Source organism: Nodosilinea sp. LEGE 07088 (genome assembly GCF_015207395.1).
GTDB lineage: Bacteria > Cyanobacteriota > Cyanobacteriia > Phormidesmidales > Phormidesmidaceae > Nodosilinea.
Genome location: NZ_JADEWX010000034.1, coordinates 1 through 20,262, shown reverse-complemented (window position 1 = coordinate 20,262; position 20,262 = coordinate 1). Strand labels below are relative to the sequence as shown.

Genomic DNA, 20,262 nt, shown 5'->3' with positions numbered 1-20,262 from the left:
CATCTTACTCCCTATGGTGCCGGGCCAGGCATTGCTTCCACGTAGGGTTCAAATCAGCGCCGAGACTTGTATATCTCTGCGGGGCAGGGGGCGAAAAAGGTCTGCCCTTGACCGACTATGAAGACGATCTGGCTGTCAGGATCTAGATTAGGGTAAGCCCTCTTTGAGGTTAACCCCCGATGCGATCGCTTCTGCCCAATGGTATTGTCAGCGCCTTCGATAACGTCTATGACGGCTGGATTTGGTGGAATCTATTCCTAGCCTTTGTACCTCTGCTGTTGAGTTTTGGTCTGTTTCGCAGTCGCGTCATACCGCAAAAATGGTTTTTAGCCGCCTGGTCAGGGGTAGGCGTCATTGGCGTGATCGGACTATGGCCGAGAATGCCCCGGGTAATGCAGGGTTGGTTCAACATCCTGGGCGACGGTGGCCTTGCCACCCAGCTGCGCCTGCTGTGGTTGATCGGACTGATCGGGGTGGCGGCGGCCATGAGCTGGCTGGTGTTTCAAAAGCAGAGTACCCCTCGGGGCTGGCTGTGGTGGGCTGGGCTGGTGGTATTTCTGGCTTTTTTGCCCAATGCCCCCTATGTCCTAACCGACATCATTCACCTGATTCATGGCACCAGCTCTGGCCTGATCCGCACCTGGGTGGTGGCGTTGGTGTTTATTCCCATCCATACGATCGCAATTTTGCTGGGGTTTGAGGCCTACGTCATCTCTATTCTCAACCTGGCGATCTATCTCAAACAGCATGGGGCGCGAGCGCTGATTTTGCCGATTGAGCTGTTGATCCATGCCCTGTGTGCCGTGGGCATCTATCTGGGTCGCTTTCTGCGGTTCAACAGTTGGGATCTGGTGGTAGACCCCACCAGCGTTCTCGTCGATACCCTAGACGTCCTCACCTCTAAGCGACCGATCGCAGTCATTGCGGTCACCTTTGTGGGTTTGGCCAGTTTGTACTGGCTGATGAAACAGGTCACCCTGGGACTCAAGCTGCGCATTCGATACGCTCGCCAGGGGCTAGACGCGCTCGATTAAGCGGGGCCTCCGGATGGGCGAGTGGGGGAAACGAAGTAAGAACCGGGCATATTAGCCCTAGCGCACTTCTCCGGTATTTTTACGATGGCTCTCAACCCCAGCGTGCAGCACTTTCAAACCCTGATAACGTCGTTTCATCCAGTGGTGGTGATCGACACGGTGGAAGAAGAGCGGGTGCAGGGGTTAATTAGCGCAGCCTGTGCCGATATGCAGATGACGGTGTTTGAGTGGAGCATTGCCCAGGGGTTGATGCGATCGCCTGACAGTCCCGACCATCGCTGGCAAAACGAGTACAGCCCCCCCAGCGCCAAGCGCGGCCAGGCGCTGCCCCAGACCACCGAACCTCTGGACATGCTGCGCCACATTCAGGACCTGAGTTTTAAGGCGATCTACTGGCTCAAAGACTTTGCTCCCCACCTCAAAGACCCGGTGGTGGCGCGACAGTTTCGGGAGGTGGCCGACCAGTTTTCTCGCAATCGCTCATCGCTGGTGATCAGCGGCACTGGCCATAGCCTGCCGCCCGAAATTGCCCATGATGTGGTGTATTTTGACATCAAGCTGCCTCAGCCCGAAGAGCTTTACGGGGCCGTGGCCGACGTGGTGCGATCGCTCAAGGGCCGGGTCAAAGTCGAGCTCAGTCCCGAAGATATTCACACCCTGGTCAAAGCTCTCCAGGGTATGACCCTGAGCCAAACCCGCAAGGTGGTCGCCTACGCCGCTCTCCACGATGGCAAACTCAATACCGACGATGTCAATCGGGTGCTGGAGCGCAAAGCCCGCGTCATTCACGAAGAGGGGCTGCTCGACTATTTTCCTTCCGAGACCAACTTGGCCGAGCTAGGTGGTTTTGAGGGGCTGAAGCGCTGGCTAGGCTATGCCAAGGTGGGCTTTACTCCCCAGGCACGCCGGTACAATCTGCCTGCCCCCAAGGGTATTTTGATCGTCGGCATTCAGGGCTGCGGCAAGTCGTTGGCGGCCAAAACCATTGCCCGCCAGTGGAATTTACCCCTGCTCAAGCTCGACGCAGGCCGCCTCTACGACAAGTACATCGGCGAATCTGATAAGAATTTTCGCCGCGCGGTAACCATGGCCGAAACCATGTCCCCCTGCATTCTCTGGATGGATGAAATTGAGAAAAGTATGGGTCAAACCAGCGGCGAGGGCGATGGTGGCCTCAGCCGCCGCCTGTTTGGCTATTTTCTCACCTGGCTCCAGGAGAAATCCCAGGAAATTTTTGTGGTCGCCACCGCCAATGACCTATCAGCCATTCCGCCGGAGCTGCTGCGCAAGGGCCGCTTTGACGAGATTTTCTTTGTCGATCTACCCGAGGCCGATGAGCGCCACGATATTCTAAATATTCACCTCAGTCGCCGCCAGCAGGGCATCGACGCCTTTGACCTCGACGAACTCGTCATCGCCAGCGAGGGCTTTAGCGGCGCTGAGATCGAGCAGGCGGTGATCACCGCCCACTACCGCGCCCTTTACGAGAACCGCTCCGCCAATACCACCCTGCTGCTAGAAGAGATTAAGCGTACGGTGCCCCTGTCGGTTACCCGCCGAGAAGATATTCAACAGCTGCGAGCGATGGCCCGCGAGCGCTTTGTGACTGCTCGGTAGGAGCCCGATACCACTTTTTCTGGCTAGGGCTGTTCACTTTAAAGAAGGAAAATTTTCGGAAAAATCGTGGAAAGTTGCGTAATACCCGGCGGGTGCCCTGTATTACCTAGAACATCTAGCTACATCTGAGTGTGGACATCGCACTACAGATGTAACATAATGAATCCATCTACATTATTCAAACCCAGCCTGCGCTCAAACCTGATATTCCCATGAACTGCCGCTTATCCAGAGAAAACATCCGCTTACTGCACCGAATTCGCCCGTGTTTTGGCGAACAGTCGGTGTTGTTTATCGGTGAGCGGCCCAATAGCCCGGCCGCTAAACCCGCCTATACAGGTATCAACGGCATAGCCACCGAATGGCTCGGTCGAGACCATTTAGCCAAAAGCGGAAGGGGTAGGAGCAACCTATCTCTTTTATAGGGAAAAGCATAATTACTGCTCTGCCCCCCGCTTTTGAGAGCCAAAAGCGGGGGGTATTTTTTTGGATTACAGCCATGTCTATTCAGCAGCAAACGCCACAGCCTCTCGTGCTTCAGCATCAAGTGGTTGTGTTTTCAAAAAACTATCTGCCTTTGATGCGTATCAATATCAGGCGGGCGATCGCCCTTTTAGTCACCGGCCAGGCCGAAGCGATCGCACTGCACGGCGCTCAGCAGTGGCAGGTGCGCTCTCCCAATCTTGTACTACAAGTCTCAGAGCACATCCGGCTGACCAGTGGCGATCGCGAACGGCACTGGAAGGTGCCCCCGGTGAGCCGCCGGGAAGTGTTTCGCCGTGACCAGTACCGCTGCCAGTACTGCGGCAGCCCCAGGCGACTGACAATTGACCACGTGATTCCCCATTCAAAAGGGGGCACCCACACCTGGGACAACGTGGTCGCGGCCTGCGAGCGCTGCAACACCACTAAGGGCGATCGCCTGTTACCAGACACCCACCTGGTGCTCAAAACCAAACCCAAAGCGCCCATGCACCCGGTTATGGCCTTTGCCGACCAGTTTTGGAGCGAGCATCCCCCCGACTAACCCACTAGCATAGGAGACCCGACCAATGTTGAAGCTGAACTACACCGACCTCGGACTCTATATGGAGTGGGTCATGGCCTCCCCTGAAATGCTCATCGCCCAGCACGTTGTTTTGGCGATGCGGTTGGCCCAAAACTTGCATGTAGAACCTGGCCAGGCGAGCTTTTTGCTGCCTACCCAGATCGCTGAGTTACGGCAGCTCGAAAGCGTGCTACGAGACGAGGGTGTTCGTAATACACAGGTCTTTCCCGTGGACGATTGGTTTGTCGAAATCAAACTCAGTGGTAGCTGGATTGCCTCCAGCCCCGACGCCCATGAGGGGATGTTTGTAACCGCCCTGAGCGATCGCACCGAAGCCCTCATCTACAAGTTGTGGCAACTGAGTGAAAGTCCTGTTTCTGCTTGGGCATAGCCCGAAAAGCCTGGTCTGGGTAAGGCATCCCAGTTTTCTGCGAGAGCGCTACCCAGACCTTTCTACCAAAAGTTGCAATCCACACTTGACAGTCTGTAGTATACATACTACATTTGTAGCATCAGGGCAGGCAAAGCCTTCCTCAAGGCTTGAAACCTTTCCATCTGAACCTTGAAAACTAAATACTGCCACCTTTGGGGATGTAGCTTAGTCAGGCTAAAAGCACTCGTTTGTCGAACGAGCGATCGTGGGTTCAAATCCCATCATCCCCGTATAGCGGTGTAGCTCATGAGGTAGAGCACCAGCAAACGTTGACTCGCTGGAGGATAGTCCCCCAGGTGTGGTGACATACGTAAGGGACAGCCGGAATGCCGAATTTGCAGTGCACCTGACGAAGCAGGGATGTGAGTTGGGGAAGCGCGTTTTAAGGCACCGGAGTACTCGTGGGTTCGAGTCCCACCACCGCTATTGATAGCCTCGTGGACGATCAGATAAGTCGCTGTGATTCTCAGTCATAGAGAAGCGGGTGCAGCTCCCGTCGAGGCTTCCACATTGAGGATGTAGCTCAGTTGGAAAGAGCGCCCGTTTCCGAGGCAGGAGCCACAGGTTCAAATCCTGTCATCTTCGTCCGTGGGGACGCGACTGGTGTTGACTGCTCCGAAACCAACAAACGGACGGTTGCAGGACTGGAGTTCAATCCTCCACGTCTCCACCAAATCTCCAGGTAGCCAAATTAGCAAGGCGCTGGTCTGCAAAACCGGAAATTGCGGGTGCAACTCCCGCCCTGGAGTCCACTTTTTGGCAGCGTAGCTTAACCAGCAAAGCCCCAGGTTCATACCCTGGTTGTTGCGGGTGCAACTCCCGCCGCTGCGACCAACTAGCACAGATGGTGTAACGGTAACATCACGGTCTCCAAAACCGTTGTTCCAGGTATTTCCTCCGGAAACGCTCCGCGAACGAATCCTGGTCTGTGCGTTTCTACGTCTGCCGCGGCGTAGAAATTTCCTGGTGCCGTAGGCAAATCGGTAAAGCCGTCGATCTTTCAAGTCGATGTTTGCGGGTTCAACTCCCGTCGGCACTGCCAAACGACTCATGCTGTGAGTCACGATTTCAACAACATAGGTCGGCTCGCCTACCGGTGGGGGCAACGGTCTGTAAAACCGCCGCTTATTGCATTGCTGGTTCAAGTCCAGCCCGACCTACCAAAGTTTTGGAGCGATCGCCATCGGTAAAGCAAGCTGTTTGCTAAACAGTCGTGGGATTCCCACTACAGGTATCTCCTTTCGGAGACGCTGCGCGTTCGCGCCAGCGTTGCGGAGCAAAACAGCTCCTGTTCGCTCCGCTCTTGAGAACGTGGTGTAACTGGATAACACATCGGTCTACGAAACCGAAGAGTGGGGGTTTCTCCTTCGGAGACGCTGACGCGAACGAAACCCTCCGTTCTCGCCACCTTTGGAGGATACCGCTGAATGGTCGGCAACTGGTCTTGAAAACCAGGGTAGTCCTTGGGCTAGGGGTGTTTCCTTCGGAAACGCTCCGCGAACGATTCCTCTATCCTCCGCCAAAACGGGAAGTTGGTGAAGCTGGTGCTCACGTGCCGCTGAAGACGGTGAGAAGACGGTTCGATTCCGTCACTTCCCATGCCCCATAGCTCAATGGTGGAGCTGGCGGCTGTTAACCGCACGGTTGTAGGTTCAAGTCCTACTGGGGCAGCCATTCATTGCCGAGTGGACGACTTGGAAAGTCGCTGTGACTCTGAATCACAGAGATGCTGGTTCAAATCCAGCCTCGGCATCCATGCGTTGGGAAGTACGCAAACAGGAAAAGCGACCTGACTTTGAATCAGGTGTTTGAGGGTTCGATTCCTTCCTTCCCAGTCGGGGGGCATGGGCGTTGCTTACTTGAGCGATCGCCCTATCCTCCTGTTTACGCTCCCGTAGCCCAACTGGCAGAGGCGACTGTCTTAGAAACAGTTCATGTGTAGGTTCAACTCCTACCGGGAGCACTCGTCGGGATGTAATTCAGTGGTCAGAAGCCTTGGTTTGGGACCAAGGAGTCGTGGGTTCAAATCCTACCATCCCGACCATTTCATACACCGGAGGCGGAAGTGGTGACGCGCGCACCTGATTAGTGTGTTGTAGCAGGTTTCTCCTGATGGAGACGCTGCGCGAACGATTCCTGCCCGGTGTACCAACTTGGGTCGTTGGCAGAGCGGATATGCAGCCGCCTTTTAAGCGGAGAGATCCAGGTTCGACCCCTGGGCGACCCACTGGATTTTAGATTTCGGATTTTGGATTTTGAATTGGGAGAAAATCCAAAATCGGCAATCCAAAATCCAAAATTTCTCTCCTTTTGGGTTGTTAGCTCAGTTGGTAGAGCAGCCGCCTCTTAAGCGGAAGTGCGTAGGTTCGAACCCTACACAGCCCACTTAAGGTGTAGATGGGTAGACGAGTGGATGGGAAAACAACCTACTTACTCAGTTACTCATCCACCCTTTTGCCCCTGTGACGCAATTGGCAGACGTATCCCGCTTAAACCGGGACAGATGCAGGTTCGACTCCTGTCAGGGGTATCGCGGAGATGGAGCTATGGTGCGCTCTGAGGTTTCATAAGCCTTCACGTAGTGGGTTCGAATCCCACCTCCGCTACCAACAAGCTGGTGTGGCTCAACGGTAGAGCAACTGTTTTGTAAACAGTCGGTTGCAGGTTTCTCCCTCCGGGAGACGCTTCGCGAACGACTCCTGCCAGGACTACCAAATGTGGGCGTGTCGCCTAATGGAATGGGCATCGATCTTCTAAATCGACCTGTGTAGGTTCGATCCCTACCACGCCTGCTGCTTGGGTCTGTAGCTCTAACTGGGAGAGCGCCTGTTTTGCACACAGGAGGCTGTGGGTATTCCCTAGCGGGAACGCTAGCGCGAACGCCCCCCACCAGATCCACTGTGACTGTTGGCGAAGCCGCCCCAGAGGGGCTACCCGAAGTGATGGAGGGGCTGGTTTGTGACACCAGTGTTAGCGAGTTTCTCCCCAGGGAGACGCTTCGCGAACGACTCTCGTCAGTCACCCCAAATGTTTTTGGCGTTTGGGTTAGTTTTTGTTGTTCTAAATTCCCCGATGGAGGTGAGTTCAATGACGTTTAACTATCAACAACCAATGATCGCAGTCTAACTTTATTCACAGTTCAATCTATGAGTGAGCATCGTTTAGCTGAAATTGTCATTGAACGTCCTCGCCGTGGCATGAGGATGAGTTCTCGCAAGTTAAAAGGAGGGAAGAAACGTTTATGCCAATTGACGAAAGTGGCAAGCGAAGATGGTTTGCTCAGCCCCTATCTGATTAAGCCCTGGCAAAAGACCAAGTATTTTTCAGATCATCTGGGGCCGCTGCGGCGCTGGTTGCGATCGCAGGTCGGCCAACCCTGGAATGCCGTTTATAGCAAGCTTTGCCGACGGCTAGATACCAGCACACTGGCGGGTCAGCATATCCTTAGTCACGTGTGGGATTATGTTGAGCGCTATGTGGAGATGATCGACGGTGTGCTCTACTGCAAGCCTGAGTGGGGCGGGTTTAAGCCACTGGAGAGCCACTATCGCGATCGCTTTTACGTCCATCCTGAAACAGGTCTGTTGTGTGTGGTTCAAAAAGTGCCGCGCAAGCAAAAAGATCGGAAGCAGGAGCGCGATCGCATTGTGATCGATCGCCACCATCAATATCGCCAGCTGGATGAGATTTGGTATCTCGTCACGTTCGCCGACTTTCCAGTAAATGGAGCCGAGACTGTGACCGATATCTTGCAGGGCGAAATCACCTGGCAGCAGGCGATTATCTTTCAGGGCGATCGCATCTACGCCGTTAGCAAGCGGCAGTGCAACAAGAAAACGCTGCGCCTGATTCGCCAGCAGCTTTCTTAAGCTTAGTTTTCCACTTGGAGGTGAGACCCATGAAACGCTTTAACCCCAGGCAAAACGACGATCTCGACGCGCTCTTGGACGACTTTGAGGAAGCTGGCAGTTCTAGCTTTTGAGCCCTCTAGCAAACGTCGTCGGGGCTACCCATCTGAAACCGCCGTGAAACGGGGACACCGCCTCGTCCACGGCGACAAAGAACTGCACGAAAAACTCGGTAACAACGACCTGTGTCCTTGCGGTTCGGGGCGTCGCTTTCAAGCGCTGCTGTCGCAACAGTGGCCGCTACGACGGCAGCCTACGCAGCCACTACTTTTAGGCCCTGATTGTGGCGATGGGGGGCTGACAAACTATTTACGATATGAGGAGGTGGTTCTGATGAAACTAGCAGAAGCTTTGATTTTGCGGGCCGACGCGCAGAAGCATGTGGCCCAGCTGCGGCAGCGGCTAACGCGGAGCGCCCGCGTCCAAGAGGGTGAGCAGCCGCCCGAAGACCCCCAGGAACTCCTGGCGGAACTAGAGGCGACCACCCGTGAACTGGTGCGACTGATTCAACAGATCAATCACACCAACTCGATCACGCCGTTTCAGGAAGCCATGCTGTCGGATGCTCTGGCTACGCGGGATGTGCTCCGTCTGAAGCGGGGCAGCTACGAGGGTTTGATCAATGCTGCGACAATTTCGCAGGATCGATACATGCGATCGGAACTGCGTTTTGTCAGCACGGTCAATGTGGCTGAGCTGCAGCAAACCATCGACCAGCTATCGCGGGATTACCGTGAGCTAGATGCTCAGATTCAAGCCCTCAACTGGGCCACTGATCTGATTGAAAGCTAAACAAACTGGGGCAGTCATAGTGCTGCCCGCACCATGAATGAGTGGGTAGCTTATTCGGTAAAGGCGAGTACGAATCCGCCAACTGGATTGAAGTTGGATTTTATCGGCTGCAAACCGATCACCTGGAAGCACCTAGGGCAGTGCGGGTTCGAATCCCACTTACAGCGTATGCCCAGCATTGTGACAGGGGTATTGGGTATTGTAACTGGTTACTACCGCGTACTGATTCATCGGATAAGTGAGGGTTTGGGTAAGGGGAAATCTGACCCGCATTGGGTCAGTCGCTCATTCACAAGGCTACGGGTAGCGATCGCCAGGGGTGCCGCCATCCAATCTGTAACGCCAAGGATGTAAAACCATGCCTTATCAACCATTGAAGTTATCAACATCGGTGCCCGTTCTGTCTTGGGCCGGGCATGAGTTAGGTCCCCAAGAGACCAAAATGGCCAAAAACGTGGCCTCCTTACCCTTTGTTCACAAGCATGTGGCCTTGATGCCCGATGTTCACCTGGGCAAAGGGGCGCTGGTGGGCTCGGTGATTGCCACTAAAGCGGCGATCATTCCGGCGGCGGTGGGGGTGGATATTGGCTGCGGCATGTGCGCCGTCAAGACCCCGTACCAGGCCGACCAGCTGGAGGGCAAGCTCAAGCAGATTCGCGCTGAGGTAGAAAAGCTGATTCCGGTAGGCTTCGACTACAACAAGGAGGTCGGCAAAGACGTGACCAACTGGCAGGGCTGGAGCACCTTCAAAGCGCTGCATCCCAAGGTGCAGCATCTGGAAGGCAAGGCCCAAAAGCAGATGGGTAGCCTCGGCGGCGGCAACCACTTTATTGAGCTGTGTCTGGATGAGGCTGGGCAGGTGTGGCTGATGCTGCACTCCGGCAGCCGCAACATCGGCAACATGCTGGCTCAGCGCCATATCGAGACCGCCAAAGACCTGGCCAAGCTGGCCGGGCTGAAGCTGCCCGATCCTGACCTGTCCTATTTTGTGCAGGGTACGCCGGAGTTCGAGGCCTACTGGCGCGATCTGCAGTGGGCGCAAAACTACGCCCTGCGCAACCGGGAGGTGATGATGGCCCGCTTCAAGCGGGTGGTAGAAATCCATCTGGCCGGGGGCAAGCCCTTTAAGCCCGAGCTACAGGTCAACTGCCACCACAACTACGCCGAGCGAGAGGTGCATTTCGATGAAGCGGTGTACGTCACTCGCAAAGGTGCGGTGCGATCGCAGGCAACCGACTATGGCATCATCCCCGGTTCCATGGGGGCGAAGTCCTTCATTGTGAAGGGCAAGGGCTGTGCCGATGCGTTCTGCTCGTGCTCCCACGGGGCGGGGCGGCAGATGTCTCGCAGTCAGGCTAAGCGCACCTTTACGCTGGATGATCTCGTCCAGCAAACCGAGGGCGTGGAGTGCCGCAAGGATGCGGGCGTGCTGGATGAAATTCCGGGGGCGTACAAGCCGATTGAGCAGGTGATGGCCAACCAGGCCGACCTGGTGGAGGTCGTTGCTACTCTCAAGCAGGTGATGTGCGTCAAAGGGTAATGGCTGGTGAGGCGGCGGCGCGATCGCGCCGCCGCCTCACCGGAGCCGGTTTTGGCCCAATCCAGCAATACCTCGAAGCCGTGGCGGTCCTCAGCTGTCGCCAGATATCAGGCCCGATCGGCTGCCTTCGTCAGCTCGGATGTGAAGTCTTTTTCACCGGTTATTCCCAGGGCGGTGGGAATAACCGGTGGGGTTTCACCCGGCTAATAACGTCTCGGCGAACCAATGGCCAAATCAGTATTTTAGTACTATAATCAGAGTCTCGCCATCCTTGCAGGCTTATGGGTTCGTCGCCGTTCAGGCGACTTGACTATCTGCCCAAACCTCGGGTGTGGCTAAATCTGGACGAGTGTTTATAAATGTTCCGTAACGACGGAGCACCTAAGCGGAATCGTTTACCCCACCAAACGATCGCAGGGTGCTACGGAGTGAAGGAGCATTTATAAACCAAACGCGCCGCCGGAGTGCTCCGGCGGCGCGTTTGGTAGTCGGGCGGCGGCTGGTTACAGGGTGGCCAGCAGCTCACGGTAGAGGTCTTTAACGACGTGAGAGATAACCTTAGAGACAGCCTTGGTGTGGGGCATGGGTGGCAAGGCCTGATAGAAATCCCTATGCTTGGCTAGGTATTTAGGGGCCAGGCCCGGAGCATTGCCCCGGAGCACTACTTGAGAGCGCACATGCAGGTAGAGGGCCACACGGGCGTACTTTGGCCCGGCGGCGCGTTCGGTGGCCAGCTGCCCCGATTGGTAGGTCTTAGTGCCATTGCCCAGGCTGAGCCGGAATGCTCCGAGCGATTTATTCCGGCGGTTGGTGTGGTTACCCTTCACCGAGGGCACCCGGATTTTAATCGGTTTGCCGTCAGGGCCCATGAACTGCTGATACGGATAGATCCGACTGAGGATTGAAGCTCGGGTGAGAGGGCCGAACCCGAATAGGTCAAAAACGGCATGGTAGGGCGCAAACTCTGAGGCAGACGCCAAGGCCTGTATCCGTTGCTCCATGTCGTATTGCTTGCGCTCAAGCTCACACACCTGAGTTGCCAGGGTTTTAGATAGCTCACTCAGACCGGAGCCGATCGACTCATCTAGGGAGCGTTGACGGGTTGCGGCCTGCTGGTAGTCCTCACCAGCGATGAACCGCCACAGGCCCGGCGGGGTAGGCTCCAGAAATTCGCGCACCTGGCGGGGCTTGCCGCCGCTGCGGCTACGGCACACCTCTGGCCACTCCCTTGAGAGCAGCTGCCACAGGCGGCGCTGGTGGTTACCGGTCATGCGCGATAGGAAGGTATGTTGAAGTAGAGATTCGCGCAGTTCTTCGGCATAGTCACTCAGAAAAGCGGTGGGGTTGTCGAGGTTTTCAGCGCCATAGAGGGCCAAAAAAGCGCCGTCGTAACGGTCTGTTTTTGACATGACGCCGTGATATTCCTTCAGAGCTTTAACCCGCTTGGGGTTAACTCTGAGTACACAGCGTTCGTTTGCCTTGAGCAGGTCAATCCAGATTTTTGAGTAGTCGCCGGTGGGTTCTATCACAAACACTTCGCCCAGCTCCAGCAGTGTTTGGGCACCGATGAGGTTAGGTAAAAGGGTCTGTGGTGTATAAGAACGGGCGAATTCTGGATAGTTTTTAGGTAGGTTATCAGAGTCTAGACAACAGCAAACGATAGAAGTCTTGCCGACTTCTATTCCGATTATTTTGGTCATGGGGCCTTACTTAGATCGTTGTTCCAAAAGCTCCAGGCCGATGCACGGCACTGTCTAGCACGTCATTCTTAGATCCGTAGTCCCTTACAAGGGGCCGTGTAGCAACGTTAAATGAGCGCAGGGCTAAGGGCCGTGTAGCAACGTTCCGTAGCCGATAAGACAGCAACATTTATAAAACTCCGGCCCAAAGGCGGTTTAGAGAGTAGAGGGATTGCGGCCCCTCTACCCGTGCAAGCTAACCCGCGACACCGGCCCGGCGGGGTCGGTGTTTCGTCCTATCAGGACTCATCAGGCGTGTTTTTGTCGTCGTCGAGGGCGTTTTTGTCGTCGTCGAGAGCGGCGATCGCGGCGTAGTCGGTCAGCGCCTGGGCAGCGATCGCCGCAATGCCCTGCGGCGGAGTATTGCGATAACGGTAGAAACCTTGCTTGCGGGCTTCGGCTATCAGGTCGTCACGACTTAGATCTGTCCATGGGCCCAGGTCTTGCACCTCATCGGCTAGCCAGGCCACGGCGAGCAGATGGGCAGCTAGGCAGTCTAAAACCTCAGTCGGTAGGCGGTTAGTAGTGCTCATTGGGTTCGGTGGGGTAGGGGTCAACGGGATCGGCAGCGGTGGGGGTATCGTCGGGCGACAGATACCAATCGCCAAACATGGCACGGCCTAGGGAGTGCATGGCGGGCGATGGCTCCGACCGCTTTACCGGAGCTATCCAAGACGGGAACGGGGGTTCTGGCGGTTGATCGAGGGCTGGGAACACCGCCGCATGGGGGGCCGCACCCACCACCTCGGCGGTGAGTTGGCGGAGTCGAACCAGGGTACCGGCCACCATATCTCTGGTTTGATCGCCGGGGGTAGCCTCAACCGCTTCAATCGCATTCTTAGCCCAGCGCTCAAAGGTGCCCGCGTGGCCTTCGTTGGCGTAATACATGGGGTCTACGTTAGCAATGTGAGCTTCATTAGCAGCCAGCTGCAGGGCCAGGTAGAGCACGGCGATCGCATTGAGTAGATCGGCGGTTTGGGGCTCAAATTCGGCCGGGTCGAGCACCAGGCGGATAGATTCGGCGGTGCTGTGTAGGCATTCCGCCATGTCGGAGGGCGATTCGTAGAGGCCGTTATTTAAACAGTTGAGCGTGTCGATTAGTTCGCGGATAGCGTCGGCTGTCCACGGGGGCAGGGTGTAGGGTCTAGTCATAGTTAATCTCTCTTAGCTCGAATTGGTCAACGGCATCGGGGTTGGTGATTTCCAGGCCGCGCATAAAGGCACCGGCGTGGGCGCGGTAAAGGAATATCGCAACGGGCATCATGCCGTTTGTGCGCGGGTCGCGGTGCATAACAACGTAGGGGAACTGGGGTAGTCTAGGGCTAGTATTTTGCACTCCTTGAGGCTCCGCTACGGTGGGGCCATTTTTTTGGCTTGGCATAGGGCATTCGAGGGCGATCGCCCTCGGTGAGACGATGGGTGGCCAGTGACCGAGTTGAACGGTTTACTTCCCACCTGGTGCACCAGGGGGCCTTTCCCAGACTGGCCAGAGAAGCCGGGGCAAGGAAGCATGCCCCGGCGGGGTATCCAGCTGACGCACGAAATTATTGTACGGCTAATAATCATCATTAGCAAGATTAGCCGTATAATTTGAATGATACTTTAGCCGTACAATGGAGGCAGTCACAATGAGTAATGGTCATGCCCAAGGAAACTCACGCCAAATATGGGGAGGCGAAAACCAGTCGAGTGGAGCTGAAGCTTACCCCCACGGCAGGCAAGATACTGCGAGAGAAAGCGCAGGCTTTGAACGTGTCAAACTCGGAGTTCGTGGAACAGCTGGTGAGGGGGGAGACTCCGTCGGCCAATGCAGAGCTCTTATTGGGAAACTCCTAACCCGGCTGATTAAGCGCGCCGAAGAACGGCTGGGTGAAATGAACGCCTGTATCGAGTGGTACGAAAAGGAGGCCCAAAAGGCGCAAGAAGAGTTAGATGAACTACTGGCGATCGCGGCAGATGGCCTGCTGACCTCCGAAGAGAACCAGGACTGACACTAAATAGCCCCAGAGGTGCGATCGCACCTCTGGGGCATGTTTTTGACTTCGATAACATCGGCCCGTTTCCTGTGCCCTATTAACGATTCGCGAGCTATTCGTTAATAGCGATCGCGCTTGATGTCCCATAATGCCTTTTCTGCGCACCATCGACCATCCCTGGATGGATTGGTTTCAGCCACGAATCGAACCAGGCGGTTAGAGATGTCGCGATCGCCGGTGTAGCGGTCTAGCGTGAATAGCAGCGCTGTCGGAACCTCAATGGGCGGGCGTACTGGTGTAGTTTTTGGTAGCGGAATAAGGTAGGCGGGATTGAGCTTTGATTGAGTTGATGGGGGCGGCGGTGGTGGCGGTGCAGCAGTTGGCGGTGGTAGCGGTGGCGGTGCAGCGGTTGGGGGTGATGGTGGCGCAGCGGTTGGGGGTGGTGGTGGCTCAATTTCAATTTTTGGGGCTAGGCCCGAGGCAGTTTCAATTTTGGTCGGTTTTTTGAATCTGGGCGGCTGCTCCGGCGGGGGCAATGGTGATCTGAGGTAAATGGCATTGCCGCCGATGATAGACACACCACCAGGCCGACTGCTCCGTTCTGTGTGCCGGGGCCGGGGTGGTGGAGGAGTAGGGTAGCGGCGGCGGGTCGTTGGCTTCGGAGCAGCACCAAAAAACGGCCTACTTACCCTGCCCTCTCTATATGCCTTGTCATGCAACTGCCACCAAGTACAGAAACCGTAGACTACGGCCTGCATTGCGATTAATTCCCAGTTCATTTCATCAATTTGCACTCAATAGGCTCAACATGCCCAACCGACAGACCGACCTATTCACCGATGGCCTGGCCGATCGCCTGGCCAATGACTTCATTGAAACCATGACCGAGCTGGGCCTTGACCGTGAGGCCCAAGAGCAGGCCGTGCTTCGACTCATGTTTCGCCACGTATGGAAACAGTTGCAACGGTTTCCTAAGCGTCACCGGGAGCTTTTTCTAGTTTTGCTGACTGAGGCTGTGTTGAAGGGGGAGCCATGAGCATGCCCGATTGCCCCAATGCAACACCCGCCCTCGATGAGCGCGCCGGGTGGTATTGCAAGGTGGGGTGCGGCGGCAACTGTCACAACGGGGTCGTTTTGCCTTCGACAGAGAAGAACGTTGATTTATCAAGGGTTACAGCGTCCGGCGCTGGGCAGCTGCGGGGAGCCGCGGCCCAGGCCACCAGGTCGGAACTGTCACAGGACGATTTACCTATTTTGCAGGCGATCGCCGCCATGGAGGAAAGCCCGTTTACGCCGGGCCAGGTGGTTTGGAAAGAGCGCACCTATTACGGTGTTACGGCCTGGCAGCCGTTCACCATCATTGACCGGGAGCGGGCCATCTGTCGGGCTGTCGTCATCGTAGAGGGCCAGGTCAAAGAGATTTGCGACACGCTGATCATTAACCGGGGGTTCAAAGAGTCGGTGCGCGATCGCGCACCGAAGCCAGCACCAGGGGCCACCATTCACTACGCCGGGACTGAAATGGTGGTGTACCACTCCGGTACTACTGAGGATTCGATCTGGCTGATGGAGCCGGGGGCCACGGTGGCGAAGCCCTACGACTGGCCTCCGGCCATGGCGGTGCCAGAGGAAGCGTTCGACGGCGATTCCGACAGCACTAATTTTCGCGGTTCTGGCGATTCCGACAGCAAGGGTTCTGCGATCGCCACTGGCGATCGCAGAACTTCTGACGGCGATTCCGACAGCACTAATTCTCGCGGTTCTGGCGAACTGTGGCAGGAATGCGGGCCATACGAGAGCAAGGGCCGAACATACTACCGTTACCGCTGGGGCCGGGGCCACAAAATAGAGGGTACTCGCCACATTCCGGGTGGGTTACTCACCAGAGAGAAGGTGGCGAGCCGGGCTAGTCGGGTCTACCTAGCGCTACACGTCGAGGGCAAGTCTCATAATGAGATAGTTGAGATGATCGACGAATGGCGAGGGGCGCGGTGCTGATAGAGGTAATTGAGTCTTGGCCTGAATACGGCGGCTGGCGGGGGGTGATCAACTTCATGGTTAGCTCCACAGGTATGGCCGAGGTGTTTAGCTGCTCAATTTTGCCGCCACCGTTTACCGAAGGGACTGTCGAGGTTTATTTGCCCGCTGAGGCACTTAGGCTTCTAGTGCGGAAAGCTTACCCGGACTCCGATTAGCTCTTGGTTGGAAGGGGTGGGGGTACTGGCCTCCGCTGGCCAGCTGCAAGTAGCGTTCGAGATCTTCTAGGCGCTGCTCCATGAGTCGGGCGCGAGTGTCGTAGTCGGTATCGACTATGCGCAGGGCTTCGATCCCGACCAGCGCTATTTTCACATCTTCACGGAGTAGCGTTAGCAGCGAGATAGCCTTGGTTACGTCGGCAAAGGCTTTGCGTAGGGCCACCACCACAGCGGTGGCCACCGACAGTATCAGAGGAATAGCAACTTCAATCGGCATCGCGGTCATCCTGATCACTATAGGCGTGGCCACCGCCGCCCTGGCGGCGACCGGGGAATTCGTCGCGATCGCTTTTGCCGTAGGCCAGGCTGACGATCGTCAGCACGGTCACCAGGACGGCGATACAGAAAGTAGGTAAAAGGCTAAGGGGCATCGGGTAGAAACTCGTCTAGGGCGACTTGCCAGTTAGCCGATTCAAATACCCGGGCGCGGAAGCTCAGCCGGGCTTGAAAGTAGCGCACGGTGTAACCAGCGCTGGCAAAGACCGGGTTGAAAGGAAGATAGAGAAGCCGTTCGTCAGTGGTGGGGTAGATGCGGCGGGTTTCAAAATAGCTGTCTTCGTAAAATTCATTGTTGGCGTAGAGCAGCCGGAGCTGAATAAATCCGGTGCCCGGCCATTCCCCAGACCAAGACTGGCTGATCCTAAACAGCTCACCGGCGGCGGGAGCGTTTAGGGTTCGCCAGTTATCCAGGGCAGGGGTTAGGGTGCCTAGGGTAGACCAGCCCATAATTAAGCGTCAGCTTTGGGCTTGGCCGGAGTCTTGGTTTTGGTAGCCCTGGCCCTGGTGCCGATCACGGTGACGCGGCGGCGGCGGGGCTTGAGGCGTTTTAGGATTTCGGCGGCGGATTCAGACATAAAGGTTGCTTAGTGGATTACAGCGGGCAAAAATAGGCCGGTCTCATGACGGTCAAACCTTACCCCCGCGTCGATTACATGCTCGATGTTATTGACCACGGCCCCGAGCCAGGCGTCAGGGTCAATGCCCTGCTCAGCCAGACAGTCTAGGGTGGTGTCGAGATAGCCCTGGCCGGTAATTAGGTCGGTAATCAAGGCATCGCGCACTAGGGCTGATTCCAGCTCATTGCGTTCGTCTGAACGGTTGAAGTCTGGATCAGCCCGTAGGGCGGTCAAGAAGGGATCGAGCGGGGATAGGGCGTCAGCCATGGTTACGCGGGCTCTACACCAATAAATTCACGAGAGAGGGAGACCCGCTTAACGGCGGCAGAAGCGTTGGCGGCCAGAATGGCCGCTTTTGCCGATAGGAAAGCATCTTGCTGGTCGGCTGTTGCAGTCTGAGCCCCGAAGGGGATAGAGAACCGCTCACCGGCGTACTTGAGGTACTGCAATCCGGTCACATCAGAGGTTTCGACGTTAACGGAGCGAGTTGCGTTCTCAAAGTAGACCACGCGAGCGCCCCGGAATTTAGGTAGGTTGATTAGGGTGTTGGCCCCTAGGGTATTGGTGACGGCCGCATCATCAGCCCCGTTAACAATGGCGCGCAATTTGGTATCACTGGCAGTGGTGCAGCGGCCGGCAACGTACTCATCGGTGGCAACGCTGGCGGTGAATGGCTGGAAATAGAGAGTCACATCTAGATTACGTGCGCCCTGAGTACCGATTCGGCTGGGCCGGGTGCCGAGGGTCTGCAAATGGTTGATGTAGTTGTTAAGGCCGGTTTGAAGTCTTGCAGCGCGTTTGATGTCTGAATAGCGATTACCCATGGTTATTACCCATAACGACTGTTGCATCCTGTTTACCCCTTTCTAGCCGGATAAATTCAGGGGCAAACGTCATAGACGTTCTGGCAAATTTTTAATACTCGCTAAAAACAAGCGGCCAAACAGGACAGACGCTAAGCGGCTAGGGCAGAGGGCCACAGGCCAGTGCGGTCTACCAGGGCGATCGGTTGCGTCAACCCCCACACATGCAACAGGGCGTATTGGAACCGCACGTCACCGACCGGGCGGCGGCGGGGCAGTCGTCGAGTGTCACCGTAGATATAGTCATTAGGCGGAATGACGGGGTAAGCTACGGCCTCAAGCTGGTTCTCGCTGACGTTGCATTTACTCAGGTCGGGGGCGTCGTTATTGATGTCGAGCACCTGGTTGATGAGCTGAATACCGGCAGCCTCTGAACGGCAGAGCAATTGAAGTTGATAGCCCTTGTTTTTGTCGGTATAGCTGACCATAACTTTGCCCTTACGCCAGATGTAGCCAGCGCCGACGGCAAAGTTAACCTTTACCCGCTGGGCTAGGGTCTGGGCGATCGCCGGGGTAATTTGGTCATAGGAGTACTGCATTAGGCGGAAGGTTATACGCCCTGTGATCGGGTCATAGCCGGGCTCTACGTCGGCTAAATCCTCTTGAAAGTACAGAAAGATTTGGGGCCGGAATTTGCGGGTTTCGTGGGTGTCACCGGCGGGTATACCGGTGATGGGAATTTGCAGGCGTTGGAGGCGAACGCGCTCGAATAGATCCCACCTTAGAGAGGTCATCAGGAGGGAATCAGCGTCTTTATGAGTACAAGCCACGCGCAGAGAAGCCCTGGGCGTGGTAATGTCTTCGTCCCATTCCTCACCGCCTAAATCTGAAAAATAGTCGCGAATTTCACGATTCATCCAGCGGCGAATTGCGTCTTGAAGGTGCTCTTGTTCTGAGAACTCGGGGGGTAGGGCCATAGCTTAATTAACCTTGTCGGCATCGGTCGAGGTGATCGAGGGTGAGACGCTGGCGGCAGTTTCAGTGGCGATCGCATCCTGTACCGGCTGATTGCTAAACCAGGGGTCGGGGATGTCGTTTAAGGATGATTTGAACGCTTGCCAGTTCTCGCCTAGCTCGGCAGTTTCTTCCTGAATTTCCAAGACGTTGGAAGTTGCAACGGAGTACGCCGATAGGCGATCTTCGGTGTTTTCTAGGGCGTCAGTGATTTTGGAGAACCTGGCGCGGTTGCGATCGCGAGCCTGTGCCTGCTCTGCCATCCAGGGGTAAGCGCGATCGCCCACGACGCCGAACCGCTTTAGAGCATTGCCGATTTTGCCCGTGTTCTCGGCGATCCATTCCATCAGGTCAAGGGAGGTGTCCTGAAGGCTTCTGATTGTCCAAACCACCATAGACGCGCTCTGCACAATACGATTTGCTTTGCGATAGCTATCGATCGCACCTTCGACAAAGGCTTCCCCAAAAACGTTGGTTAGAAAGCTATAAACCGAGCCGCTAACAATGCTCTGAATGTCGAGCTGATTACCTTCTTCGTCGTCAATGCCAACAATGTTTAAGGCCTGGCCAACGACGTAGAAAAACGTCTCGCCGATGTCCCTAGACAGCATAGAAACATTGTGCATGACGCCGATAAAGGTCAGCACATCGAGTACTTTTTGCATGCGGGTCGTTTCCCAAGCCTTCTTCATGAAGTCGTTGACGGCCCCTAACTTGGTTCTGAGTTCAATCAGCAGAGCATAGAGTCCGCCAAAACCCTGGGGGCCAGTCTGGTTGGTTTCGATCCGGGCCAGCTTCGATTTGATAGCGCCCAGCTCGGCAGCCTGAGCCGACTGGCCAGCCAAGAGCGGGGCGTTGCAGCGGCAGCCGGTTTCCGGTGGGCTGGGGATAGGGGTTACGGGTGCGGCGGGGGGCGCTTTGGTGAACTGAGCCGGTGTGGCCGGGTCGCCTATGGCGAGCTGGCCAGCAGGCACGGCCAAGAATGGTACGGCCCACCAGGGGAAACTAGCGGTTTCTTCGTCCGTGACTGTGGACGTATCCCCGGGTCGGTGGTATTGGCCGTTGGGGAGCTTAACGACACTTGGGCTATCAAGTGGTGAGCTGACGGTATAACCGGTTTCGGTGCCGGTCACCACGGTGCCACCGGAGAGCATGACCGATTCGCCGGGCTGCAGGGTTGGGCGGCGATCGCTGGTGGGGCTTGGGG

Annotated in this window: 22 protein-coding genes, 23 tRNA genes and 2 pseudogenes; 35 read left to right on the top strand and 12 right to left on the bottom strand. The window is 56.1% G+C overall.

Features of this window, described 5'->3' with window-relative positions:
- Nucleotides 1-179: 179 nt before the first annotated feature.
- The 32 genes and pseudogenes from IQ254_RS10870 to IQ254_RS10715 all read left to right on the top strand — a co-directional run bounded on the left by IQ254_RS10870 (nt 180) and on the right by IQ254_RS10715 (nt 10,626).
- Nucleotides 180-1,034 carry a DUF1361 domain-containing protein gene (locus tag IQ254_RS10870; protein WP_193966181.1) on the top strand — a complete coding sequence of 285 codons (855 nt, stop codon included), beginning with the start codon at nt 180-182 and terminating at the stop codon, nt 1,032-1,034.
- An 84-nt stretch (nt 1,035-1,118) separates the two neighbouring features.
- A complete protein-coding gene (locus IQ254_RS10865) occupies nt 1,119-2,651 on the top strand; it encodes an AAA family ATPase (protein WP_193966180.1) in 1,533 nt (510 codons plus the stop codon).
- A 499-nt stretch (nt 2,652-3,150) separates the two neighbouring features.
- Entirely contained in the window at nt 3,151-3,678 is a 528-nt protein-coding gene (locus IQ254_RS10860; protein WP_193966179.1) for an HNH endonuclease, read from the top strand.
- A gap of 25 nt (nt 3,679-3,703) precedes the next feature.
- Nucleotides 3,704-4,090: an alr0857 family protein gene (locus IQ254_RS10855; protein WP_193966178.1), complete on the top strand. Its 387-nt coding sequence runs from the start codon at nt 3,704-3,706 to the stop codon at nt 4,088-4,090.
- 196 nt (nt 4,091-4,286) lie between these two features.
- Nucleotides 4,287-4,362: transfer RNA gene (locus IQ254_RS10850), tRNA-Asp, on the top strand.
- 282 nt (nt 4,363-4,644) lie between these two features.
- Nucleotides 4,645-4,717 (top strand) — tRNA-Arg (locus IQ254_RS10845).
- A gap of 91 nt (nt 4,718-4,808) precedes the next feature.
- Nucleotides 4,809-4,884 (top strand) — tRNA-Cys (locus IQ254_RS10840).
- A 6-nt stretch (nt 4,885-4,890) separates the two neighbouring features.
- A tRNA-Met gene (locus IQ254_RS10835) sits at nt 4,891-4,966 on the top strand.
- 4 nt (nt 4,967-4,970) lie between these two features.
- Nucleotides 4,971-5,065: transfer RNA gene (locus IQ254_RS10830), tRNA-Trp, on the top strand.
- Between the two features lie 32 nt (nt 5,066-5,097).
- Nucleotides 5,098-5,174: transfer RNA gene (locus tag IQ254_RS10825), tRNA-Glu, on the top strand.
- Nucleotides 5,175-5,210: 36 nt separating this feature from the next.
- Nucleotides 5,211-5,295 (top strand) — tRNA-Tyr (locus IQ254_RS10820).
- A gap of 142 nt (nt 5,296-5,437) precedes the next feature.
- Nucleotides 5,438-5,539 (top strand) — tRNA-Arg (locus tag IQ254_RS10815).
- Nucleotides 5,540-5,544: 5 nt separating this feature from the next.
- Nucleotides 5,545-5,654, top strand: a tRNA-OTHER gene (locus tag IQ254_RS10810).
- Between the two features lie 4 nt (nt 5,655-5,658).
- Nucleotides 5,659-5,731: transfer RNA gene (locus tag IQ254_RS10805), tRNA-Phe, on the top strand.
- Nucleotides 5,732-5,806: transfer RNA gene (locus tag IQ254_RS10800), tRNA-Asn, on the top strand.
- 5 nt (nt 5,807-5,811) lie between these two features.
- A tRNA-Gln gene (locus IQ254_RS10795) sits at nt 5,812-5,888 on the top strand.
- Between the two features lie 5 nt (nt 5,889-5,893).
- A tRNA-Gln gene (locus IQ254_RS10790) sits at nt 5,894-5,967 on the top strand.
- 53 nt (nt 5,968-6,020) lie between these two features.
- Nucleotides 6,021-6,095 (top strand) — tRNA-Leu (locus tag IQ254_RS10785).
- Between the two features lie 5 nt (nt 6,096-6,100).
- Nucleotides 6,101-6,176: transfer RNA gene (locus IQ254_RS10780), tRNA-Pro, on the top strand.
- 6 nt (nt 6,177-6,182) lie between these two features.
- Nucleotides 6,183-6,283 (top strand) — tRNA-Ile (locus IQ254_RS10775).
- Between the two features lie 4 nt (nt 6,284-6,287).
- Nucleotides 6,288-6,359: transfer RNA gene (locus IQ254_RS10770), tRNA-Lys, on the top strand.
- 85 nt (nt 6,360-6,444) lie between these two features.
- Nucleotides 6,445-6,517, top strand: a tRNA-Lys gene (locus IQ254_RS10765).
- 71 nt (nt 6,518-6,588) lie between these two features.
- Nucleotides 6,589-6,662 (top strand) — tRNA-Leu (locus IQ254_RS10760).
- A gap of 1 nt (nt 6,663) precedes the next feature.
- A tRNA-Met gene (locus IQ254_RS10755) sits at nt 6,664-6,741 on the top strand.
- 7 nt (nt 6,742-6,748) lie between these two features.
- Nucleotides 6,749-6,846, top strand: a tRNA-Thr gene (locus IQ254_RS10750).
- 5 nt (nt 6,847-6,851) lie between these two features.
- A tRNA-Arg gene (locus IQ254_RS10745) sits at nt 6,852-6,924 on the top strand.
- A gap of 6 nt (nt 6,925-6,930) precedes the next feature.
- Nucleotides 6,931-7,030: transfer RNA gene (locus IQ254_RS10740), tRNA-Ala, on the top strand.
- 248 nt (nt 7,031-7,278) lie between these two features.
- Nucleotides 7,279-8,001, top strand: coding sequence for a hypothetical protein (locus IQ254_RS10735; protein WP_193966177.1), 723 nt, complete (start codon nt 7,279-7,281; stop codon nt 7,999-8,001).
- 156 nt (nt 8,002-8,157) lie between these two features.
- Nucleotides 8,158-8,241, top strand: a pseudogene (locus IQ254_RS33540) (hypothetical protein); the annotation flags it as partial.
- A 132-nt stretch (nt 8,242-8,373) separates the two neighbouring features.
- A complete protein-coding gene (locus IQ254_RS10725; RefSeq protein ID WP_193966176.1) occupies nt 8,374-8,832 on the top strand; it encodes a DIP1984 family protein in 459 nt (152 codons plus the stop codon).
- A 358-nt stretch (nt 8,833-9,190) separates the two neighbouring features.
- A complete protein-coding gene (locus IQ254_RS10720) occupies nt 9,191-10,372 on the top strand; it encodes an RtcB family protein (RefSeq protein ID WP_193966175.1) in 1,182 nt (393 codons plus the stop codon).
- Entirely contained in the window at nt 10,357-10,626 is a 270-nt protein-coding gene (locus IQ254_RS10715; RefSeq protein ID WP_193966174.1) for a hypothetical protein, read from the top strand. The genes IQ254_RS10720 and IQ254_RS10715 overlap by 16 nt, the downstream gene beginning before the upstream one ends.
- 249 nt (nt 10,627-10,875) lie before the next feature.
- Here IQ254_RS10715 and IQ254_RS10710 read toward each other — a convergent pair whose 3' ends face one another.
- From IQ254_RS10710 to IQ254_RS10695, 4 genes are all read right to left on the bottom strand, one after another.
- Complete coding sequence (locus tag IQ254_RS10710) at nt 10,876-12,072, bottom strand: transposase (protein ID WP_193966173.1); 1,197 nt, start codon at nt 12,070-12,072, stop codon at nt 10,876-10,878.
- A gap of 278 nt (nt 12,073-12,350) precedes the next feature.
- Nucleotides 12,351-12,644, bottom strand: coding sequence for a hypothetical protein (locus tag IQ254_RS10705; protein WP_193966172.1), 294 nt, complete (start codon nt 12,642-12,644; stop codon nt 12,351-12,353).
- On the bottom strand, nt 12,631-13,263 hold the full coding sequence (locus tag IQ254_RS10700; RefSeq protein WP_193966171.1) for a hypothetical protein: 633 nt from the start codon (nt 13,261-13,263) through the stop codon (nt 12,631-12,633). Before IQ254_RS10700 ends, IQ254_RS10705 begins: the two co-directional genes overlap by 14 nt.
- A complete protein-coding gene (locus IQ254_RS10695; RefSeq protein ID WP_193966170.1) occupies nt 13,256-13,492 on the bottom strand; it encodes a hypothetical protein in 237 nt (78 codons plus the stop codon). Before IQ254_RS10695 ends, IQ254_RS10700 begins: the two co-directional genes overlap by 8 nt.
- 932 nt (nt 13,493-14,424) lie before the next feature.
- Here IQ254_RS10695 and IQ254_RS10690 point away from each other — a divergent pair.
- The 3 genes from IQ254_RS10690 (at nt 14,425) to IQ254_RS10680 (ending at nt 16,085) form a co-directional block, all read left to right on the top strand.
- Nucleotides 14,425-14,595, top strand: a complete 171-nt coding sequence (locus tag IQ254_RS10690) for a hypothetical protein (protein WP_193966169.1) — start codon at nt 14,425-14,427, stop codon at nt 14,593-14,595.
- A 300-nt stretch (nt 14,596-14,895) separates the two neighbouring features.
- Nucleotides 14,896-15,123, top strand: a complete 228-nt coding sequence (locus IQ254_RS10685; protein WP_193966168.1) for a hypothetical protein — start codon at nt 14,896-14,898, stop codon at nt 15,121-15,123.
- Nucleotides 15,120-16,085: a hypothetical protein gene (locus IQ254_RS10680; protein WP_193966167.1), complete on the top strand. Its 966-nt coding sequence runs from the start codon at nt 15,120-15,122 to the stop codon at nt 16,083-16,085. Before IQ254_RS10685 ends, IQ254_RS10680 begins: the two co-directional genes overlap by 4 nt.
- Before the next feature lie 156 nt (nt 16,086-16,241).
- Here the strand turns inward: IQ254_RS10680 and IQ254_RS10675 are convergent, their stop codons facing one another.
- The 8 genes and pseudogenes from IQ254_RS10675 to IQ254_RS10645 form a co-directional block, all read right to left on the bottom strand.
- On the bottom strand, nt 16,242-16,559 hold the full coding sequence (locus IQ254_RS10675; protein WP_193966166.1) for a hypothetical protein: 318 nt from the start codon (nt 16,557-16,559) through the stop codon (nt 16,242-16,244).
- A complete protein-coding gene (locus tag IQ254_RS10670) occupies nt 16,549-16,713 on the bottom strand; it encodes a hypothetical protein (protein WP_193966165.1) in 165 nt (54 codons plus the stop codon). Before IQ254_RS10670 ends, IQ254_RS10675 begins: the two co-directional genes overlap by 11 nt.
- On the bottom strand, nt 16,703-17,068 hold the full coding sequence (locus IQ254_RS10665; protein ID WP_193966164.1) for a hypothetical protein: 366 nt from the start codon (nt 17,066-17,068) through the stop codon (nt 16,703-16,705). The genes IQ254_RS10670 and IQ254_RS10665 overlap by 11 nt, the downstream gene beginning before the upstream one ends.
- Before the next feature lie 2 nt (nt 17,069-17,070).
- Nucleotides 17,071-17,196, bottom strand: coding sequence for a hypothetical protein (locus tag IQ254_RS32060; protein WP_255526994.1), 126 nt, complete (start codon nt 17,194-17,196; stop codon nt 17,071-17,073).
- 9 nt (nt 17,197-17,205) lie between these two features.
- Nucleotides 17,206-17,505, bottom strand: coding sequence for a hypothetical protein (locus IQ254_RS10660; RefSeq protein ID WP_193966163.1), 300 nt, complete (start codon nt 17,503-17,505; stop codon nt 17,206-17,208).
- 2 nt (nt 17,506-17,507) lie between these two features.
- A complete protein-coding gene (locus IQ254_RS10655) occupies nt 17,508-18,062 on the bottom strand; it encodes a hypothetical protein (protein WP_193966162.1) in 555 nt (184 codons plus the stop codon).
- 131 nt (nt 18,063-18,193) lie between these two features.
- A complete protein-coding gene (locus IQ254_RS10650) occupies nt 18,194-19,018 on the bottom strand; it encodes a hypothetical protein (RefSeq protein WP_193966161.1) in 825 nt (274 codons plus the stop codon).
- Between the two features lie 3 nt (nt 19,019-19,021).
- Nucleotides 19,022-20,262 (bottom strand): annotated as a pseudogene (locus tag IQ254_RS10645) (hypothetical protein); the annotation flags it as partial.

Bases quoted from the DNA above. Each gene is read 5' to 3' on its own strand.
- IQ254_RS10735 (WP_193966177.1), top strand. From the start codon at position 7,279: ATGAGTGAGCATCGTTTAGCTGAAATTGTCATTGAACGTCCTCGCCGT.
- IQ254_RS10705 (WP_193966172.1), bottom strand. From the start codon at position 12,644: ATGAGCACTACTAACCGCCTACCGACTGAGGTTTTAGACTGCCTAGCT.
- IQ254_RS10855 (WP_193966178.1), top strand. From the start codon at position 3,704: ATGTTGAAGCTGAACTACACCGACCTCGGACTCTATATGGAGTGGGTC.
- IQ254_RS10675 (WP_193966166.1), bottom strand. From the start codon at position 16,559: ATGCCGATTGAAGTTGCTATTCCTCTGATACTGTCGGTGGCCACCGCT.
- IQ254_RS10650 (WP_193966161.1), bottom strand. From the start codon at position 19,018: ATGGCCCTACCCCCCGAGTTCTCAGAACAAGAGCACCTTCAAGACGCA.
- IQ254_RS10685 (WP_193966168.1), top strand. From the start codon at position 14,896: ATGCCCAACCGACAGACCGACCTATTCACCGATGGCCTGGCCGATCGC.
- IQ254_RS10865 (WP_193966180.1), top strand. From the start codon at position 1,119: ATGGCTCTCAACCCCAGCGTGCAGCACTTTCAAACCCTGATAACGTCG.
- IQ254_RS10660 (WP_193966163.1), bottom strand. From the start codon at position 17,505: ATGGCTGACGCCCTATCCCCGCTCGATCCCTTCTTGACCGCCCTACGG.
- IQ254_RS10870 (WP_193966181.1), top strand. From the start codon at position 180: ATGCGATCGCTTCTGCCCAATGGTATTGTCAGCGCCTTCGATAACGTC.
- IQ254_RS10665 (WP_193966164.1), bottom strand. From the start codon at position 17,068: ATGGGCTGGTCTACCCTAGGCACCCTAACCCCTGCCCTGGATAACTGG.
- IQ254_RS32060 (WP_255526994.1), bottom strand. From the start codon at position 17,196: ATGTCTGAATCCGCCGCCGAAATCCTAAAACGCCTCAAGCCCCGCCGC.
- IQ254_RS10720 (WP_193966175.1), top strand. From the start codon at position 9,191: ATGCCTTATCAACCATTGAAGTTATCAACATCGGTGCCCGTTCTGTCT.
- IQ254_RS10710 (WP_193966173.1), bottom strand. From the start codon at position 12,072: ATGACCAAAATAATCGGAATAGAAGTCGGCAAGACTTCTATCGTTTGC.
- IQ254_RS10655 (WP_193966162.1), bottom strand. From the start codon at position 18,062: ATGGGTAATCGCTATTCAGACATCAAACGCGCTGCAAGACTTCAAACC.
- IQ254_RS10700 (WP_193966171.1), bottom strand. From the start codon at position 13,263: ATGACTAGACCCTACACCCTGCCCCCGTGGACAGCCGACGCTATCCGC.
- IQ254_RS10725 (WP_193966176.1), top strand. From the start codon at position 8,374: ATGAAACTAGCAGAAGCTTTGATTTTGCGGGCCGACGCGCAGAAGCAT.
- IQ254_RS10695 (WP_193966170.1), bottom strand. From the start codon at position 13,492: ATGCCAAGCCAAAAAAATGGCCCCACCGTAGCGGAGCCTCAAGGAGTG.
- IQ254_RS10680 (WP_193966167.1), top strand. From the start codon at position 15,120: ATGAGCATGCCCGATTGCCCCAATGCAACACCCGCCCTCGATGAGCGC.
- IQ254_RS10860 (WP_193966179.1), top strand. From the start codon at position 3,151: ATGTCTATTCAGCAGCAAACGCCACAGCCTCTCGTGCTTCAGCATCAA.
- IQ254_RS10670 (WP_193966165.1), bottom strand. From the start codon at position 16,713: ATGCCCCTTAGCCTTTTACCTACTTTCTGTATCGCCGTCCTGGTGACC.